The 18,756-nt window shown below is 70.0% G+C and carries 13 protein-coding genes and 1 tRNA gene; 11 read left to right on the top strand and 3 right to left on the bottom strand.

The window, feature by feature from the left end:
* Positions 1-289 precede the first annotated feature (289 nt).
* From dnaN to ABEA26_RS23845, 8 genes are all read left to right on the top strand, one after another.
* Complete coding sequence (dnaN, locus tag ABEA26_RS23810) at positions 290-1,420, top strand: DNA polymerase III subunit beta (RefSeq protein ID WP_345595321.1); 1,131 nt, start codon at positions 290-292, stop codon at positions 1,418-1,420.
* Positions 1,421-1,661: 241 nt separating this feature from the next.
* Complete coding sequence (gnd, locus tag ABEA26_RS23815; RefSeq protein ID WP_345595323.1) at positions 1,662-2,537, top strand: phosphogluconate dehydrogenase (NAD(+)-dependent, decarboxylating); 876 nt, start codon at positions 1,662-1,664, stop codon at positions 2,535-2,537.
* Between the two features lie 75 nt (positions 2,538-2,612).
* The gene (gene recF / locus ABEA26_RS23820; protein WP_345595324.1) at positions 2,613-3,734 is read left to right on the top strand and encodes a DNA replication/repair protein RecF; all 1,122 of its coding nucleotides are present in this window, start codon (positions 2,613-2,615) and stop codon (positions 3,732-3,734) included.
* Complete coding sequence (locus tag ABEA26_RS23825) at positions 3,731-4,357, top strand: DciA family protein (RefSeq protein WP_345595326.1); 627 nt, start codon at positions 3,731-3,733, stop codon at positions 4,355-4,357. Before recF ends, ABEA26_RS23825 begins: the two co-directional genes overlap by 4 nt.
* Before the next feature lie 435 nt (positions 4,358-4,792).
* Complete coding sequence (gene gyrB, locus ABEA26_RS23830; protein ID WP_345595328.1) at positions 4,793-6,853, top strand: DNA topoisomerase (ATP-hydrolyzing) subunit B; 2,061 nt, start codon at positions 4,793-4,795, stop codon at positions 6,851-6,853.
* Positions 6,854-6,895: 42 nt separating this feature from the next.
* Positions 6,896-9,490, top strand: a complete 2,595-nt coding sequence (gyrA, locus tag ABEA26_RS23835; RefSeq protein WP_345595330.1) for a DNA gyrase subunit A — start codon at positions 6,896-6,898, stop codon at positions 9,488-9,490.
* 18 nt (positions 9,491-9,508) lie between these two features.
* Complete coding sequence (locus ABEA26_RS23840; protein WP_345595332.1) at positions 9,509-10,273, top strand: DUF3566 domain-containing protein; 765 nt, start codon at positions 9,509-9,511, stop codon at positions 10,271-10,273.
* 100 nt (positions 10,274-10,373) lie between these two features.
* A tRNA-Ile gene (locus ABEA26_RS23845) sits at positions 10,374-10,450 on the top strand.
* Between the two features lie 193 nt (positions 10,451-10,643).
* On the opposite strand, the gene ABEA26_RS23850 is transcribed toward ABEA26_RS23845, so the two are convergent.
* Positions 10,644-14,897, bottom strand: a complete 4,254-nt coding sequence (locus tag ABEA26_RS23850; RefSeq protein ID WP_345595334.1) for an nSTAND1 domain-containing NTPase — start codon at positions 14,895-14,897, stop codon at positions 10,644-10,646.
* A 491-nt stretch (positions 14,898-15,388) separates the two neighbouring features.
* Here ABEA26_RS23850 and ABEA26_RS23855 point away from each other — a divergent pair, with 491 nt between their 5' ends.
* Both ABEA26_RS23855 and ABEA26_RS23860 read left to right on the top strand, forming a co-directional pair.
* Positions 15,389-15,583, top strand: coding sequence for a ferredoxin (locus tag ABEA26_RS23855; protein ID WP_345595335.1), 195 nt, complete (start codon positions 15,389-15,391; stop codon positions 15,581-15,583).
* A 20-nt stretch (positions 15,584-15,603) separates the two neighbouring features.
* Entirely contained in the window at positions 15,604-16,533 is a 930-nt protein-coding gene (locus ABEA26_RS23860) for an FkbM family methyltransferase (RefSeq protein WP_345595337.1), read from the top strand.
* Between the two features lie 42 nt (positions 16,534-16,575).
* Here the strand turns inward: ABEA26_RS23860 and ABEA26_RS23865 are convergent, their stop codons facing one another.
* Together ABEA26_RS23865 and ABEA26_RS23870 are read right to left on the bottom strand one after the other, a co-directional pair.
* On the bottom strand, positions 16,576-17,343 hold the full coding sequence (locus tag ABEA26_RS23865) for a glycosyltransferase family 2 protein (RefSeq protein WP_345595338.1): 768 nt from the start codon (positions 17,341-17,343) through the stop codon (positions 16,576-16,578).
* A gap of 243 nt (positions 17,344-17,586) precedes the next feature.
* Positions 17,587-17,958, bottom strand: coding sequence for a DUF6344 domain-containing protein (locus ABEA26_RS23870; protein WP_345595339.1), 372 nt, complete (start codon positions 17,956-17,958; stop codon positions 17,587-17,589).
* Between the two features lie 337 nt (positions 17,959-18,295).
* On the opposite strand from ABEA26_RS23870, the gene ABEA26_RS23875 reads away from it, so the two are divergent.
* Positions 18,296-18,424: a DLW-39 family protein gene (locus ABEA26_RS23875; protein WP_003999697.1), complete on the top strand. Its 129-nt coding sequence runs from the start codon at positions 18,296-18,298 to the stop codon at positions 18,422-18,424.
* Positions 18,425-18,756: the final 332 nt, after the last annotated feature.

The raw sequence follows: 18,756 nt of genomic DNA on the forward strand, positions 1-18,756 counted from the left end.
ATTCGTGCTCTGACCTGGGAAAACGAGGTTATCCACGGTATCCACAGGCCCTACTACTACTAGCGACTAGAGAGAGTGCGGAATCCGTTTCGAAGCGGGCCCTGTGCACAACTCGCCCTCTCGAGCCCGACCGCCCCTCGTCGCGACTTGACCCCGAACGGCACCTACTGTCAGTGGGGTGCGTCAGACTGGTCCACGGTGTCGCCCCTCACCGGGACCGACGACACCGACCCAGACGACGGAAGCCAGGCAGGGCGAGCAGCGCCGGCAACAGCAGGAGGCGGCAACAGTGAAGATCCGGGTGGAACGCGACGTACTCGCGGAGGCAGTGGCCTGGGCGGCCCGAAGCCTCCCGGCCCGTCCGCCGGCGCCGGTCCTCGCGGGCCTGCTGCTGAAGGCCGAGGAGGGGCAGCTGAGCCTGTCCAGCTTCGACTACGAGGTCTCCGCGCGGGTGTCGGTGGAGGCGGAGGTCGAGGAGGAGGGCACGGTCCTCGTCTCGGGCCGTCTGCTCGCCGACATCTCCCGAGCCCTCCCGAACCGGCCCGTGGAGATTTCCACAGACGGTGTACGGGCGACGGTGGTCTGCGGATCCTCGCGGTTCACCCTCCACACCCTTCCGGTCGAGGAGTACCCGGCGCTGCCGCAGATGCCGGAGGCGACGGGCACGGTCCCCGGTGAGGTCTTCGCCTCGGCCGTGCAGCAGGTGGCCATCGCCGCCGGCCGTGACGACACGCTGCCCGTCCTGACCGGCGTGCGTATCGAGATCGAGGGCGACTCGGTGACGCTGGCCTCCACCGACCGCTACCGCTTCGCGGTCCGCGAGTTCCTGTGGAAGCCGGAGAACCCGGAGATCTCCGCGGTGGCCCTGGTGCCCGCCAAGACGCTCCAGGACACCGCCAAGGCGCTGACCAGCGGCGACCAGGTGATCCTGGCGCTGTCCGGCTCGGGTGCGGGCGAGGGTCTGATCGGTTTCGAGGGCGCGGGCCGCCGTACGACGACGCGGCTGCTGGAGGGTGACCTCCCGAAGTACAAGACGCTGTTCCCGACGGAGTTCAACAGCGTCGCCGTGATCGAGACCGCCCCCTTCGTGGAGGCCGTCAAGCGCGTGGCCCTGGTCGCCGAGCGCAACACCCCGGTGCGGCTCAGCTTCGAGCAGGGTGTGCTCATCCTGGAGGCCGGCTCCAGCGACGACGCCCAGGCCGTGGAAAGGGTCGACGCCCAGCTGGAGGGTGACGACATCTCGATCGCCTTCAACCCGACGTTCCTGCTGGACGGCCTGAGCGCGATCGACTCTCCGGTGGCGCAGCTTTCCTTCACGACGTCCACGAAGCCGGCGCTGCTCAGCGGCAGGCCCGCGGTGGACGCCGAGGCGGACGAGGCCTACAAGTACCTGATCATGCCGGTGCGGCTGAGCGGCTGAGCGGCTGAGCGGCTGAGCGGCTGAGCGGCTGAGCCCTTGGGGCCGGCGTCGATCGGACACGGTCGTCCACAGGGTGTGGGTAAACCCGCAGGTGGGGGGCGTACGTATGAGCGCGTACGCCCACAGCTGTGCACGGCCGTCCGGGTTTAGGCTCGGACGTGGGTACGAAAGTGCCGCGGCACGCATCCGGCGGGTAAGGACGTGCCGTCCCGCCACCTCGCACACCTAAGGAACGCAACTGATGGAGCTTGGTCTCGTCGGCCTCGGCAAGATGGGCGGCAACATGCGCGAGCGGATCCGCCGCGCGGGCCACACCGTCGTCGGATACGACCGCAATCCGGACCTCGCCGACGTCCCCGGCCTGGAAGAGCTTGTGGGCAAGCTCAGCGCCCCGCGGGTGGTGTGGGTCATGGTTCCGGCCGGGGAGGCAACCCAGGCCACCGTCGACCGGCTCGGTGAACTGCTCGAGCCCGGTGACGTCGTCGTGGACGGTGGGAACTCCCGCTGGACGGACGACGAGAAGCACGCCGAGGAGTTGGCGGCCAAGGGCGTGGGCTTCGTCGACTGCGGTGTCTCCGGCGGCGTCTGGGGCCTGGAGAACGGCTACGCGCTGATGTACGGCGGCGACGCGGAGAACGTCGCCAAGGTGCAGCCGGTCTTCGACGCCCTCAAGCCGGAGGGCGACTTCGGCGCCGTGCACGCGGGCAAGGTGGGCGCGGGCCACTTCGCGAAGATGGTTCACAACGGCATCGAGTACGCGATGATGCAGGCCTACGCCGAGGGCTGGGAGCTGCTGGAGAAGGTCGACTCCGTGGAGAACGTCCGCGAGGTATTCCGGTCCTGGCAGGAGGGCACGGTGATCCGTTCCTGGCTGCTGGACCTGGCGGTAAACGCGCTCGACGAGGACGAGCACCTGGGCGGGCTCCGGGGCTACGCGCAGGACTCCGGTGAGGGACGCTGGACTGTGGAGGCCGCGATCGACAACGCGGTGCCGCTGCCGGCGATCACGGCGTCGCTGTTCGCGCGGTTCGCGTCCCGGCAGGACGACTCGCCGCAGATGAAGATGATCGCCGCGCTGCGCAATCAGTTCGGCGGGCACGCGGTCGAGAAGAAGTAGGCACCCGAAGGTCTGCACCTGAAGGTCTGCACCTGAAGGTCAACACCCGAACGCTGGGGAGGTCGGCGAACGACCATGCACGTCACGCATCTGTCGCTGGCCGACTTCCGTTCGTACGCCCGGGTCGAGGTCCCGCTGGACCCGGGCGTCACCGCCTTCGTCGGACCGAACGGGCAGGGCAAGACGAATCTCGTCGAGGCGGTGGGCTATCTCGCCACACTCGGCAGTCACCGGGTCTCCTCCGACGCGCCCCTGGTCCGCATGGGCGCCGAGCGTGCGGTGGTCCGCGCTCAGGTCAAGCAGGGAGAGCGGCAGCAGCTGATCGAGCTTGAGCTGAACCCGGGCCGTGCCAACCGTGCCCGTATCAACAGGTCCTCGCAGGTCAGGCCGCGGGATGTGCTCGGCATCGTGCGTACGGTGCTGTTCGCGCCCGAGGATCTCGCACTGGTGAAGGGTGACCCCGGTGAGCGGCGCCGCTTCCTGGACGAGCTGATCACCGCCCGCTCGCCGCGCATGGCCGGGGTGCGTTCCGACTACGACCGGGTGCTCAAGCAGCGCAACACCCTGCTGAAGTCGGCCGCGCTCGCCCGCCGCCACGGCGGCCGCACGATGGATCTTTCCACGCTCGACGTATGGGACCAGCATCTGGCGCGGGTGGGTGCCGAACTGCTCGCGCAGCGGCTGGATCTGATCGCCGCGGTGCAGCCGCTGGCGGACAAGGCGTACGAGCAGCTGGCCCCGGGCGGGGGCCCCGTCGCCCTGGAGTACAAGCCGTCGGCGCCCGGTGAGGCGCACTCGCGTGAGGATCTCCACGAGCAGCTGATGGTCGCGCTCGCCGAGGTGCGCAAGCAGGAGATCGAGCGGGGCGTCACCCTGGTGGGGCCGCACCGGGACGATCTGCTTCTCAAACTCGGGTCGCTGCCCGCGAAGGGGTACGCCTCCCACGGCGAGTCCTGGTCGTATGCGTTGGCGCTGCGGCTCGCGTCGTTCGACCTGCTGCGGGCGGAGGGCAACGAGCCCGTTCTCGTCCTGGACGACGTTTTCGCCGAGCTGGACGCGCGGCGGCGGGAGCGGCTGGCCGAGCTGGTGGCCCCGGGTGAGCAGGTGCTGGTGACGGCCGCGGTCGACGACGACGTACCGGGTGTGCTGGCGGGGGCGCGGTTCGCGGTGGCGGAGGGGGCGGTGGAGCGCGTATGAGCGCGGACGGACCGGCTCCAGGGAAGCCTCCCGGCGGCAGCGGCAGCGGCAGCGGCAGCAGCAGCAGCAGCGGCAGCAGCGATAAAGGAAGCGGCCAAGGACACGGCAAAGGTCCGGCGCCGGCGGGTGTGGATCTCGCGCGGGTGGCGCTGAGGGCGGCGCGGGAGGCGGCACGCGCGCGTGGGGACGCGGCGCAGCAGAAGAAGCAGGCGCGGCGTGGGGGCCTGCGCTCCGGGGCGCGTGCCGACGGTCGTGACCCCATGGCGCTGGGTCCGGCGATCAACCGGCTGATCACCGAGCGCGGCTGGGAGACGCCGGCCGCGGTGGGCGGGGTGATGGGCCGATGGCCGCAGATCGTCGGCGAGGACGTGGCGAATCACTGCGTGCCGGAGCGGTACGACGAGGACGAGCGGGTGCTGGTCGTCCGCTGTGATTCGACGGCCTGGGCGACGAATCTGCGGTTGCTGGCGCCGACGCTGGTGGCCCGGCTCAACGAGGACCTCGGGCACGGGTCGGTGCGGGTGATCAAGGTGCTGGGGCCCGGTGGTTCCGGCGGTCCCGGGCGTCGGTACGGGCCGCTGCGCGCCCCTGGCAGCCGGGGCCCGGGCGACACCTACGGGTGACGCGGAGGACGCTCTGACGCCCCCTCAGGGGGGCGTGATGTACCTCACAGAATTGGTGGGTGATGAGAGGTGTGACCCGTCGGCGCACCCTCCGTCGCACGACCGTACACAGTTGCGGATCACGATCTGACTCCCAAGTAGCCAAGGGTTGACGCCTCGAAGCGCTGAGTGCCGTTGTGAGCCTCTTGAGGCCCCCATCCGCATATCGGGAGTCGGACGAGCCTCGTTCAGGGCGGCACATGCGGACTCAGGTACCGGCAAACCCCCATCGGTGTCAGTGCTACCGGTAGAATGGAAGACAATCCCGCCCCCAACGTGGGGACCGTCCGGGACAAGCTGAGCAACGCTGATCAAGGCTTACCAACGCAACATGCCGCAGCCGCTCCGGCGATCCGCCGACGAGCCCGGCTCGTGCTGTGCCAGAAAGGGCGCTTCGTGGCCGATTCCGGCAACCCCAACGAGAACAACCCGTCCACCGACACCGGCGTGAACGAAGCGGTGAGCACCCCGAACGGCGAGGCTCCCGCCTCGTACGACGCCAGTGCCATCACCGTCCTCGAGGGTCTGGACGCGGTCCGCAAGCGACCTGGTATGTACATCGGCTCAACCGGTGAACGTGGCCTGCATCACCTGGTGCAGGAGGTCGTGGACAACTCCGTCGACGAGGCGCTGGCCGGCTACGCGGACACGGTCGACGTCACGATCCTCGCCGACGGCGGTGTCCGGGTCGTCGACAACGGCCGCGGCATCCCGGTGGGCATCGTCCCCTCGGAGGGCAAGCCCGCCGTCGAGGTCGTGCTGACCGTGCTGCACGCGGGCGGCAAGTTCGGCGGAGGCGGCTACGCGGTCTCCGGTGGTCTGCACGGTGTCGGTGTGTCCGTCGTCAACGCCCTTTCCACGAAGGTCACCGTGGAGGTCAGGACCGACGGCCACCGCTGGACGCAGGACTACAAGCTGGGTGTCCCCACGGCACCGCTGGCCCGGCACGAGGCCACCGAGGAGACCGGCACGTCGGTCACCTTCTGGGCCGACAGCGACATCTTCGAGACCACCGACTACTCCTTCGAGACGCTCTCCCGGCGCTTCCAGGAGATGGCCTTCCTCAACAAGGGCCTGAAGATCAACCTCACCGACGAGCGCGAGTCGGCGAAGGCCACCGCCGGCGCGGACGAGGCGGGCGAGGACGAGAAGCACGAGGTCAAGACCGTCGCGTACCACTACGAGGGCGGCATCGTCGACTTCGTGAAGTACCTCAACTCCCGCAAGGGAGAGCTGGTGCACCCGACAGTCATCGACCTCGAGGCCGAGGACAAGGACAGGAGCCTGTCCCTCGAGATCGCGATGCAGTGGAACGGCGGCTACACCGAGGGCGTCTACTCCTTCGCCAACATCATCCACACCCACGAGGGCGGTACGCACGAGGAGGGCTTCCGTGCGGCGCTGACCTCGCTCATCAACAAGTACGCGCGCGACAAGAGGCTGCTGCGCGAGAAGGACGACAACCTCACGGGTGACGACATCCGCGAGGGTCTGACGGCGATCATCTCGGTGAAGCTGGGTGAGCCGCAGTTCGAGGGCCAGACCAAGACCAAGCTGGGCAACACGGAGGTCAAGACCTTCGTCCAGCGCGTGGTCTACGAGCACTTGGCCGACTGGCTCGATCGCAACCCGAACGAGGCGGCGGACATCATCCGCAAGGGCATCCAGGCGGCCACCGCGCGCGTGGCGGCCCGCAAGGCCCGTGACCTGACCCGCCGCAAGGGCCTGCTGGAGACGGCGTCGCTGCCGGGCAAGTTGTCCGACTGCCAGTCGAACGACCCGATCAAGTGCGAGATCTTCATCGTCGAGGGCGACTCCGCCGGCGGCTCGGCCAAGTCCGGCCGGAACCCGCAGTACCAGGCGATCCTCCCGATCCGCGGCAAGATCCTCAACGTCGAGAAGGCGCGCATCGACCGGATCCTGCAGAACCAGGAGATCCAGGCGATGATCTCCGCGTTCGGCACGGGTGTGCACGAGGACTTCGACATCGAGAAGCTCCGCTATCACAAGATCATCCTGATGGCGGACGCCGACGTCGACGGCCAGCACATCAACACCCTGCTGCTGACCTTCCTGTTCCGCTTCATGCGGCCGCTGGTCGAGGCCGGGCACGTGTACCTGTCCCGCCCGCCGCTCTACAAGATCAAGTGGGGCCGGGACGACTTCGAGTACGCGTACTCCGACCGTGAGCGCGACGCGCTGATCGAGATGGGCCGAGGCGCGGGCAAGCGCATCCGCGAGGATTCAGTGCAGCGCTTCAAGGGCCTCGGCGAGATGAACGCCGAGGAGCTGCGCATCACGACCATGGACCAGGAGCACCGCGTCCTCGGCCAGGTCACGCTGGACGACGCCGCGCAGGCCGACGACCTGTTCTCGGTGCTGATGGGCGAGGACGTCGAGGCACGGCGCCAGTTCATCCAGCGCAACGCCAAGGACGTCCGCTTCCTCGACATCTGAGTCGGTCTCAGCTGACCGCACCAGGAAGGACCTTCACCAGCAATGACCGACGAGAACACTCCTGTGACGACGCCCGAGGGCGACGCCCTGGCCATGCGTGTCGAGCCCGTGGGGCTCGAGACGGAGATGCAGCGCTCCTACCTCGACTACGCGATGTCCGTCATCGTCTCGCGCGCGCTGCCCGACGTCCGTGACGGCCTCAAGCCCGTCCATCGCCGCGTGCTGTACGCCATGTACGACGGCGGCTACCGCCCCGAGCGCGGCTTCTACAAGTGCGCCCGCGTCGTCGGCGACGTGATGGGCAACTACCACCCGCACGGCGACAGCTCCATCTACGACGCCCTGGTGCGCCTCGCCCAGCCGTGGTCGATGCGCATGCCGCTCGTCGACTCCAACGGCAACTTCGGTTCGCCGGGCAACGACCCGGCGGCGGCCATGCGGTACACCGAGTGCAAGATGGCACCGCTGGCCATGGAGATGGTCCGTGACATCGACGAGGAGACCGTCGACTTCACGGACAACTACGACGGCCGCTCCCAGGAGCCGACCGTCCTGCCCGCCCGCTTCCCGAACCTGCTGATCAACGGCTCGGCCGGTATCGCGGTCGGCATGGCGACCAACATCCCGCCGCACAACCTGCGCGAGGTCGCGGCCGGCGCCCAGTGGTACCTGGAGAACTACGAGGCCTCGCACGAGGACCTGCTCGACGCGCTCATCGAGCGCATCAAGGGCCCGGACTTCCCGACCGGCGCGCTGGTGGTGGGCCGCACGGGCATCGAGGAGGCCTACCGCACCGGGCGCGGCTCGATCACCATGCGCGCGGTCGTCGAGGTCGAGGAGATCCAGAACCGCCAGTGCCTGGTGGTCACGGAGCTGCCGTACCAGACCAACCCGGACAACCTCGCGCAGAAGATCGCCGACCTGGTGAAGGACGGCAAGATCGGCGGCATCGCGGACGTCCGTGACGAGACGTCGTCCCGCACCGGCCAGCGCCTGGTCATCGTGCTCAAGCGGGACGCGGTCGCCAAGGTCGTCCTGAACAACCTGTACAAGCACACGGACCTGCAGTCGAACTTCAGCGCCAACATGCTGGCCCTGGTCGACGGTGTGCCACGCACCCTCTCCCTGGACGCGTTCATCCGACACTGGGTGAACCACCAGATCGAGGTCATCGTCCGGCGCACCAAGTTCCGTCTGCGCAAGGCCGAGGAGCGGGCGCACATCCTGCGCGGCCTGCTGAAGGCCCTGGACGCCATCGACGAGGTCATCGCGCTGATCCGGCGCAGTGACACCGTGGAGATCGCCCGCGGCGGCCTGATGGACCTCCTGGAGATCGACGACATCCAGGCCAACGCGATCCTGGAGATGCAGCTGCGCCGCCTGGCGGCCCTGGAGCGGCAGAAGATCGTCCGGGAGCACGACGAGCTCCAGGCGAAGATCACCCAGTACAGGGAGATCCTCGCCTCCCCGGTCCGCCAGCGGGGGATCGTCGGCGAGGAGTTGGCCGCGCTCGTCGAGAAGTTCGGCGACGACCGCAAGACCAAGCTGATCCCGTACGAGGGCGACATGTCCATCGAGGACCTGATCGCCGAGGAGGACATCGTCGTCACGGTCACCCGTGGCGGTTACATCAAGCGCACCAAGACCGACGACTACCGGGCGCAGAAGCGCGGCGGCAAGGGCGTACGGGGCACGAAGCTCAAGGAAGACGACATCGTCAACCACTTCTTCGTGTCCACCACGCACCACTGGCTGCTCTTCTTCACCAACAAGGGCCGGGTCTACCGTGCGAAGGCCTACGAGCTGCCCGACGCCGGCCGCGAAGCGCGCGGTCAGCACGTGGCGAACCTGCTCGCCTTCCAGCCGGACGAGTCGATCGCCCAGATCCGCGCGATCCGTGACTACGAGGCGGTGCCGTACCTGGTCCTTGCCACCAAGGCCGGCCTGGTGAAGAAGACGCCGCTGAAGGACTACGACTCGCCGCGCTCGGGCGGTGTGATCGCCATCAACCTGCGTGAGCAGGCGGACGGTTCCGACGATGAACTGATCGGCGCGGAACTGGTCTCCGCCGAGGACGATCTCCTGCTGATCAGCAGGAAGGCGCAGTCGATCAGGTTCACCGCCTCGGACGACACGCTGCGTCCGATGGGCCGTGCCACCTCGGGCGTAAAGGGCATGAGTTTCCGCGAAGGGGACGAACTGCTCTCGATGAATGTTGTTCGAGCCGGTACGTTCGTGTTCACTGCCACTGACGGCGGTTACGCGAAGCGGACCTCTGTCGACGAGTACCGGGTCCAGGGCCGCGGCGGCCTCGGCATCAAAGCTGCCAAGATCGTCGAGGACCGTGGATCGCTCGTGGGCGCGCTGGTGGTCGAGGAGCACGACGAGATCCTCGCCATCACACTCTCGGGCGGTGTGATTCGTACGCGAGTCAGCGGGGTCAGGGAGACGGGCCGTGACACCATGGGCGTTCAACTGATCAATCTGGGCAAGCGCGATGCCGTCGTCGGTATCGCACGCAACGCCGAGGCGGGACGCGAGGCGGAGGAGGTCGACGGCGATGTGGTCGTCGACGAGACCGCCGAAGGTGCCGCGACCACCGGCACGGACGAGGGTGAGGCGCCCTCGGCCGAGTAGCACGAGGAGAGAGTCATCGTGAGCGGAGCCACGGGCGCCGGATCGGCCGGTACCTCCAGGGGTACGAAAACGGGCGGCGGCGGCCGTGGCTCCGCCGCGCGTGCGACGGATTCGCACACGACTCAACTGCGCAAGATCGACGACGGCGAGGCCGATTCGCACCCGGCGAGCTCGTCCAAGACGCATGGATCCCAGGGGGGAACTGTGACGGACACCCGAGGCCAGCAGTCTCAAGCGACGGCCTCGCCGCTGCCGGGAGAACGGCAGCCCCAGCAGCCCGGCGGGCCGTACCACCCGCCGCAGGCCTACCAGACCCAGGGCGGCCAGGGCACGCAGGGCGGCCAGGGCACCCAGGGAGGCAACGCTTCCGCCGCCGTGCGCCGCCCGCGCACCGGCGCACGCACCACGCCCCGCGTTCGCAAGGCACGCCTGCGCGTGTCGAAGGCCGACCCCTGGTCGGTGATGAAGGTCAGCTTCCTGCTCTCCATCGCGCTCGGTATCTGCACGATCGTCGCGTCCGCCGTGCTGTGGATGGTCATGGACGCCATGGGCGTTTTCTCGTCGGTCGGCAGCACGGTCTCCGAGGCGACCGGCTCGAACGAGTCCAACGGCTTCGACCTGCAGTCCTTCCTGTCGCTGAGCAACGTGCTGCTGTTCACGACGGTCATCGCGGTCATCGACGTCGTCCTCGCGACGGCGCTGGCCACGCTCGGCGCGTTCATCTACAACCTCTCCGCCGGGTTCGTCGGCGGCGTGGAGCTGACGCTCGCCGAGGACGAGTGAGCGGCGCCCGGCACCCTCGCGACAACCGATTTTGGGACTGCCCGCCTCGTGCGCTAATCTTCAGGAGTCAGCGCGCGGGACATGCACCGCAGAGCGCGGCGGGGCTATAGCTCAGTTGGTTAGAGCGCATCCCTGATAAGGATGAGGCCACAGGTTCAAATCCTGTTAGCCCCACCAGCGAGAAGACCCTCGGCCGGATCCGGTCGAGGGTCTTCGTCATTCCCGACGGCGGATGACGTAGCCGGTGAGGCGGCAGACGGAACGACAGACGGAACGACAGACGAAAACGCCCGGCCGCTGGCGACGGGGGATGCGCCAGCGGCCGGGCTGTGGCCAAGGCTAACAAGGCCGGGTGTCTGGTGGGAGACATTCACTGATCGCACGGTGGTTCGTACGAGAGGCGCGGCAGGTACTCGTGCCACTTCTCCTCGGTCAGCACACCCCGGGTGGACGAGCAGATGTGGTCGATGGCGCCGTCCACACCCAGGTTCCACAGCCGGACGGTGTCCGTGCCGCTGGACACCCCGAGCAGGTGGCTCACGGGGCTGAAGGACAGGAAACCGCCGGTCTTGGCGTTGGGGCTCATCGACTCCCCGATGGGAGCGGCTTCGGCGGGCGCGTGGACGTCCCAGAGCCGGACCGTGTTGTCGTTGGAGCCGCTGGCCAGGGTGGCGCCGTCCCGGCGGTAGGTCAGGGACATCACCGAGTCGGTGTGCCCCGTGAGGACGGAGACCGGCCGGGCCGCGCCGTCACCGTCACCGACGTCCCAGAGCCGTACCGTGCCGTCGTCGCTGCCGCTGGCCAGCGTATGGCCGTCCGGACTGTAGGCGAGCGCGTTGACGGGTCCCAGGTGCCCGGTACGGGGCGCGCCGAGGCGCGTGGCGTGGTGGGGGTCGGTCACGTCCCAGAGCCGCACGGTGTCGTCCGCGCTGCCGCTGGCCAGCGTATGGCCGTCCGGGCTGAAGGCGAGGGTGTTGACGTATCCCGTGTGGCCGGTGAGGGGCTTGCCGAGCGGGCGGGGGCGGGACGGGTCGGTGGTGTTCCACAGCTGGACGGTGCGGTCGTCGTACGCCGTGGCCAGCGTGCGGCCGTCCGGGCTGAACGCCAGAGTGTCGGGGCCCGCGTAGCGGGTGCGCAGTGCCACGGGGAGCCCGTGGGCGGTGGGCCGGGCAGGGTCCGTGACGTTCCACAGTTGGACCGCGCGGCTTCCCGTCAGCACGGCGAGGGTGTCGCCGTCCGGGGAGAACACGAGCGACCGGATGTCGCCCTCCCCCGGTCTGAAGGGTGCGCCCAGTGACACGGGCCGGCCGGGGTCGGTCACGTCCCACAGCCGGATTCTTCCGTCGCGTGCCGCCGTGGCCAGTAGGCGTCCGTCCGGACGGAACGCTCCGGTGCGGCCGTTCATGTCCGACGTCGGTATCGACCACAGGCGGACCTTGCTGTCGCCGCTGCCGGTGGCGAGGGTGCGACCGTCGGGGCTGAAACCGAGGGCGTACATCTCCCCGCTGCTTCCGGCGAGGGGCACACCGATCTGCGACGGGTGGGCGGGGTCGTCGACGTTCCACAGGCTGGCCGTGCTGTCCGCGCTGGCCGCGGCGAGCCTGTCTCCGTCGGGGCTGAAGGCCACCGACCAGACGGGGCCGGTATGGCCGTTCAGCGGTGAACCGATCCGTGTCGCGTGGCCCGGATCGGCCACGTCCCACAGCCGGACGGTGTCGTCCGCGCTGCCACTGGCGAGCGTGCGTCCGTCGGGGCTGAAGGCCACGGAGTGCACCAGGCCGGTGTGACCCGTCAGCGGCGCCCCGATCCGTTCCGGGCGGCGCGGGTCGGCCACGTTCCAGAGTCTGACCGTGTCGTCGTCCCCACCGGCTGCCAGCGTGCGGCCGTCGGGGCTGAACGCCACCGAGCGCACCGCCGCGGTGGGGCCCGTCAGGGCGTCGAGCGCCTCCGGGCGCCGCGGGTCGGCGACGTTCCACAGCCTTACGGCACGGTCGTCGTGGGCGGAGGCCAGAGTGCGGCCGTCCGGACTGAAGGCGAGCAGGTACACGGTGCCGCCCCGGCCGTCCAGCGGAGCGCCGAGCGGGCGCGGGCGGCTGGGGTCGCCGATGTCCCAGAGCCGGATCGTGCCGTCGTCCGAGGCGCTGGCCAGGGTGCGGCCGTCCGGGCTGAACACCGCTGAACTCACCCAGCTCGTGTGTCCGGTGAGGGGCTCGCCCAGCTGTTTCGGACGGGCGGGGTCCGAGACGTCCCACAGCCGTACGGTCCGGTCGTAACTGGCCGTCGCCAGGGTCCGTCCGTCGGGGCTGAAAGAGGTGAGGTAGACGGCGCCCGTGTGACCGAGGAGCGGCGTGGCCAGCGGCGCGTTCACGATCGAGAGCAGCCGGTTGCGCACGCCCTCGTCGTCCGGCCGCAGGCGGTGCGCCGCCAGGTCGAGCTGCGCCGACAGCGACGGGTCCGTGTACTGGACGCGGTCCGCCTCGGCGACCACCTGCTCGAACACCGCGTCGTTGCGCTGCTGCCACGCGATCACCGCCGAACCGACCGCCACGAGCGCCAGGACGACCAGCGCCGACACCGCGGCACGGCTGATCAGGACGGTGCGCCTGCGCAGCCTGACCGCGGCGGCCAGGAACTCCACCGCGCTCCGGGTCAGGAAGGTGCCGTCGTCCGACTCCGACCAGCCGCGGGCCTGCTCCAGGCGGGAGCCCCGGTAGAGCAGCGAGGCGTCCCGGTCCGACTCCTCCCAGGCCCGGCCGTCCTCCTCCAGCCGCTGGCGCAGCAGGTTGCCGGTGCGGTCCCGGTCGATCCACTCGCGCAGGCGGGGCCAGGCGTGGAGCAGCGCCTCATGGGTGATCTCCACGGTGTCCGCGTCGAGTGTCACCAGCCGGGCGCGGACCAGCGCCTCGAGAGACTCCTCCGTCTTGCCGGGATCCCTCGACTCCTCCGCCAGCCGGCGCAGGGTGCCTCGTCGCCTGGTGGCCTGGGTGTCCTCGCTCAGTCTGACGAGCCTGAGCAGGAGCAGCCGCGCGGCCGTGCGTGCCGCCGGGTCGAGTCCCGACCAGGCCCGCTCGGCGGTCGCCGCCACCGCTCCCTGGATTCCGCCGGCCGCGCGGTAGCCGGCCAGCGTCAGCCGGCCCGCCTTGCGGCGCTGCCAGGTGGCGAGCAGGGCGTGGGACAGGAGCGGCAGCACGCCCGCGTCGTGCGCCCCCCGCGGTCCGTCGGTGCTCACCTCGCGGATGATCAGCTCCGCCAGCCCCGGCTCGAGTTCCATGCCCACGGCCCTGGCCGGTCCGGTCAGGGCCTCGCGCAGTTCCGCGGTGGTCAGCGGCCCGAGCACCATGTGCCGGTGCTGCAGGGCGTCGGCCAGCTCGGGATAACGCAGGCACTGCTCGTAGAAGTCGGCACGTATCCCGAGGGCGACGACCGCGGGCGCCGGTTCTCCCCGGTCGCCGGGCACGCAGGCGGCCTGGAGAAGCCGGATGAAGGCGCGCCGGGCCGACTCGTCGGGGCAGAGGGTGAAGATCTCCTCGAACTGGTCCACGATGACGATCGGACGGGCCGCCGGCACCTGGTCCGCCGTCGACAGCCTGTCTGCCGTCGACGCCTGGTTCGCTGCTGACGTGTCGTTCACTGCTGACGTGGCGTCCGCCGTCGTGGCCTCTGCCGTCGGCGTGTCGGCCGTCGACGCCTTCTCTCTGCTGCGGGCCCATGCTGTGAAGGCCTTCCGGGCCGCACGCGCGGCGTCCGCGGCTCCCGGGTTCTCCACCGCCGCCGCATCCTTTGCGGCGGACGTGGGGGCCGTGGGGGCCGTGGAGGCCGTGGATATGGAGGCGACGACGGGTGCGAGTTCGGGGATCCGGCGGACCAGCTCGCCGAGCGGATCGCCTCCCGGTACGAGCTGGAGTACTTTCCTGGGCCGGCCGGTTCCGTCGGACCTGTCGTCCCGGTTGTCCCCGTTCCTGTTTTCCCCGTTGTTCCTGTTGCTCTCGTTGCGTCCCTCGTCCAGTGCGCCGTTACGCAGGGCAGGCACCAGACCGGCGTTCAGCAGAGATGATTTTCCCGCCCCCGAGGCGCCTACGAGCATGACCAGCCCGCCTGTGTCCTGTGCGGCGCGGAGCTGGTCGACGAGGGCGTCCGTGCTCCGCCTCCGCCCGAAGAACCAGCCGGCGTCCTGTTGACGGTAGGCGGCCAGCCCGCGGTAGGGGCAGACACCGCCGGGGGCGGCCGGGGGCTCGGCCGGGAGGCGTTCCTCGTCCGCGGCGGACGGCACGGGGCGTTCGCCGGTCGGGTCGGCCACCGCCCGCTCCCACAGGCGCTGCCACTGGACCAGGTCGTACAGGCCCGGGGAGACCGGTACGGGACGCGCGCGCCGCGCCTGGGGGACGAGGACGTGCAGTACCGCCGCGAGGGCGGCGAACTGGGCGGGTACGTTTCTGGCCCGCCGCCAGTCGCTGATCCGCTGTGCGGAGACCCGTACGGGCCGGCCTCTCTCGTCGACCCGCTGAAGCCGGGCGACCGCCTCGGACACGCGTTTGAGGGGAGGGTTGCCGGCTTCCTTGTACAGCAGTGCGAGACGTTCTGCGAAGGCCGTGCGTGCCCCTGAGTCGAAACCCAAGGTCTCCACTCCTTACTTCCCCCGCACCTGGACGTCCGGACCGGAAAACTCACTCTATATGTCTGACCTGCGGCTACGTCATGGTCGTGGTGCCGGAGCCTCCTCGGCGGCGACCGCAGGTGGCAGGATCACGTCGCAGCCTCGAGTCGTCCGCGCGACGCCCGGACAGGTCAGCGGCCCGGCGCCCACGGGGCGGCCTCGTGAGGCCGCACGTTCTCGGTCAGCTTTCACCGACACAGCCCTCACCGACCCGGCCCGGTACCGCGTACAACACGCCGCCGGCATGGTTCGGCAGCGGTCCCCACGAGGGGAGGGACCGGTGCCGGAGCATGTCGGCGCGGTCCGGTCCCCGAACTGTCGCCGATCACCGGACCGCAGGACGACTGGACGATCTTCCGGCCTTCGCGCCAACAGGCGGACGGGGACCGGACGGATTCAGCGCACCGGTCCGCGGGCAGGCAGGTCGTGATGGTTTCGAACCGACCGCCGCTGGAGTGCGTATGAGGATCTCCGTCGACCCCGAGCAGTGCTACGGCTCCGGCGACTGCGTCCACCGGGCCCCGTCCGTCTTCACCCAGGTGGACGGCCTGGGCGCCGTGATAGCCGGACGTGAGAACGATGTCGACGCACCACGGGTGCGCGAGGCGGCCGAGGGGTGTCCCTCGGCCGCGATCACCATCACGGGGGAGCGCTGAGCGGCCGAGGGGAATCGAGGATGTCAGCGCCTTCGGACCTGCTCGTCACACTCGCCCGCGGATACGTGAGGAAGGCTCCCGGCTCGCTGCTCAAGGGAGCCGTCGCCGCGCGCTACCTGAACCCACGTCTGCGCGACCACCCCCGCCAACGGGTGGTCGACGCCCGGTTCGGGGCCGGGTTCGGCGCCAGGTTCGCCGTCGACACCCAGGACCTGATCCAGCGGTACATCTATCTGTACGGCGTGTGGGAGCCGCACCTGATGCGATGGCTCGCGAGTCGTCTCCGGGCCGGGGACGTCCTTGTCGACGTCGGTGCGAACGTCGGCTTTCTGAGCGTCTACGGCTCCCGGCTGGTGGGGACGACGGGCCGGGTGGTGTCGATCGAAGCGTCCCCCGCCTTCCACCGGCGGGTGCTCCAGCACGCCCGGATCAACGGGTGCGACAACATCCGCGCGGTCAACGCCGCGGTCTCGGACAGCCGCCGGACTCTCACCTTCGTCCTCGCGAGCTCACGGAACATGGGCGCGAACAGCATCGTGCCCTGGGACGGACCGGCGGAGTCCACCTTCGAGACGAAGGCACGTCCGCTGCCCGAGATCCTCCTGCCGGACGAGATCGCGCGAGCGCGTGTGATCAAGATCGATGTGGAGGGCGCGGAAGGCGGTGTCGTCCGCGGGCTCGCCCCGATGCTCGACGAGCTCCGTCCCGACGCGGAGATCGCTGTGGAGGTGACTCCGCAGCGCATGGAGCAACTGGGCGATTCCGTCGACGAGCTGCTCGATACGATGCGCCGGCACGGCTTCCACACCTACCGTCTGGCCAACGACTACGCGCCGCGGAGCTATCCGAGCGCCCTCCGCGGTCCCAGGCCCCCGGTGCGATGGCGCGGGCCGGTCACGGCCGAGAGTGACCTGGTCTTCTCCCGGGTCGACGCCGAGACACTGACCTGACTCCGTCAACCGTCGCCCGGCTCAGGGTCGGGGCCGCGAGCTTCAGGCGCCGGCCGGGAAACGCCACCCGAGGGATGCCAGCGACCGTGCCCTGGCCTCCACCACCGCCATCCGGGCATCCCGCTCGGCGGGGTCCACGTGGGCCGCCTGGCCGGTCACCTGGCCCTCCCACTTGCGGTAGAGGAGGCCCACCTCTGCGGAGAACCAGCCCCGGCTCACGCAGTTCAGCGCCAGCAGCAGGCCGGTGTCCTCGGACGCGGGCAGGGCCATCCACCCGCCGAGCGCCAGCAGCAGATCGCGCCGTACCAGGAGGGTCGCCGGGTGGACCTGGGCGCGGAAGGCGTTCGCCTTCCAGAAGTCGAGTATCTGCCCGCGCTCGATCGGCCCGTGGTCCGGGTCGCCCGGGAAGCCGACCGTCGAGGCGTCCGGCAGGAGATCCAGGGCCCGGGACGTCGCCCATCCGAGCGTCGGGTCGGCCTCGAGGGCGGCCAGGTCGCGGGCCAGGGTGCCCGGCGGGAGCTGGTCGTCGGCGTCGAGGATCTTCACGTACTCGCCGTCCGCGTGGGACAGGGCCATCGTGCGGGCCACGCCGGGCCCGCCCTGCCGTTCCCGCCGTCCCTGCCGGTAGACGACGCGTGGGTCGTCGGGCACGTGCGGCCGTACGCCCGCCGTCCGCCCGTCCTCCTGGATCACCCAGCGCCACTCCCAGCCGTCGGGCAGCCGCTGCGCACACAACGACGCGTGGGCCTCTGGCAGAAAGCGGGCCGAGGGGCCGTGGACGGCGGTGATGACGACGATGTGCCGGCTCACGGCAGCGTTTCCACCTTTCCGGACGAGTGGGCCGGCGCGTCGGCCTGCGCCGGCTCACCGGTTACCGGCCAGGCTACGGCTCTCGCAGCGGTCCTGAGGGGTGGGGTCGCCGGTGACATGGCGGCGGCCCGGCTGCTCTCTCGAGCGGCCGGGCCGTTTCTCGCGCGTGGTGCTGTACGCAGATCGCCGTGACGTCGGGGCGGGGCGTGGGCGGCGCGGCGGGGGCCGTGCGCGCCGGTCCGCTCAGCGCTGGAGAGGCGCGGTGTGCTGGGCGGCGGCGTGCTGGGCCGGGGACTCGGCGGGGTCGTCGCACCGGAGGTCGGTGGCCGCGGTGGCGTCTGCGAGCGGGCGGTTGCGGCAGCTGGGGGCCTTGCCGTGGGCCTCTGCGCGAATGCGCTGTTTCATCGTGGGGGGCAGGGAGCCGGTACGCGACCAGGACCAGGGGACCGCCGGCGCGGGTGCGGCCTCGGGGGAGGCGCTTTCGGCGTTGCTGTGCGTTCCGGTCTGCGGTACGGCCGCCGAGGCGGTCGTCGTGACGAGTCCGAGCGCCGTGCACAGCGCGAGGAAGGCGGTGACGATGGTGGTCCACAGCGTCAGGACCTTGTTCCGGGCCATGACCCCTCACTTTCGGGTTGGGCGATTTGCGTACTTTCCTCATGATGTGTATGAGCACCGCGATGTGGTGGACCAACGCCCGTGGCGCGTGGATGTTCAGATGAACACCACCCGGATGGACGCAAGGGGTCGAAAAAGGTGCCAAGACGGGAGAGAGGTGGGCGAAGTCACCGTCCGTGGAGGTGTGATCACCGTCCGATCGGAACGGCTTCGTCCGCTCTTATCGGGTTCTGACGACGGTCAGTTGGCCGCCGACACAGGTAACCGATCGGTATCGGCCGGTGTGTATAGTCGGGCGCCAGAGGTCCCTTACGTCAAGGAAAGACGAGGTCGCGCGGTGAAGAAGCTTCTCCTGGTCGCACTGGCCGCCATCGGCGGGCTCCTCGTGTACCGCCAGATCCAGGCGGATCGCGCCGAGCAGGATCTGTGGACGGAGGCGACTGACTCCGTGCCCACGGGTTCGTGAGTACGACCGACATCCGGTCCTGAGCAGACCCCGGCCGTCATACGGTCGGGGTTTTGTGTTTCCTGGGTTCTGCTGCCCGAATTCTGCTGCCCGGGTTCTGTCGCCGAGTTCCGTTGTCGGAGTTCCGCTGCCGGGATTTCGCGCGAGGGCGCGGGAGTGCGGGGGCGCACGGCAGGATGGGCCACGGTCGGTCCGGATGGCGGCGACGGCGCCGGTGAGCGCGAGGGGTGGCGGGCGATGGGTCGGTGGTGTACGGCTTGGCGGCGTGCCGGGTCGGGGCGTGCCGGGTCGGGGCGTGCCGGGTCGGGGCGTGCCGGGTCGGGGCGTGCCGG

Source organism: Streptomyces marokkonensis (assembly GCF_039539045.1).
Taxonomy (GTDB): Bacteria; Actinomycetota; Actinomycetes; order Streptomycetales; family Streptomycetaceae; genus Streptomyces; species Streptomyces marokkonensis.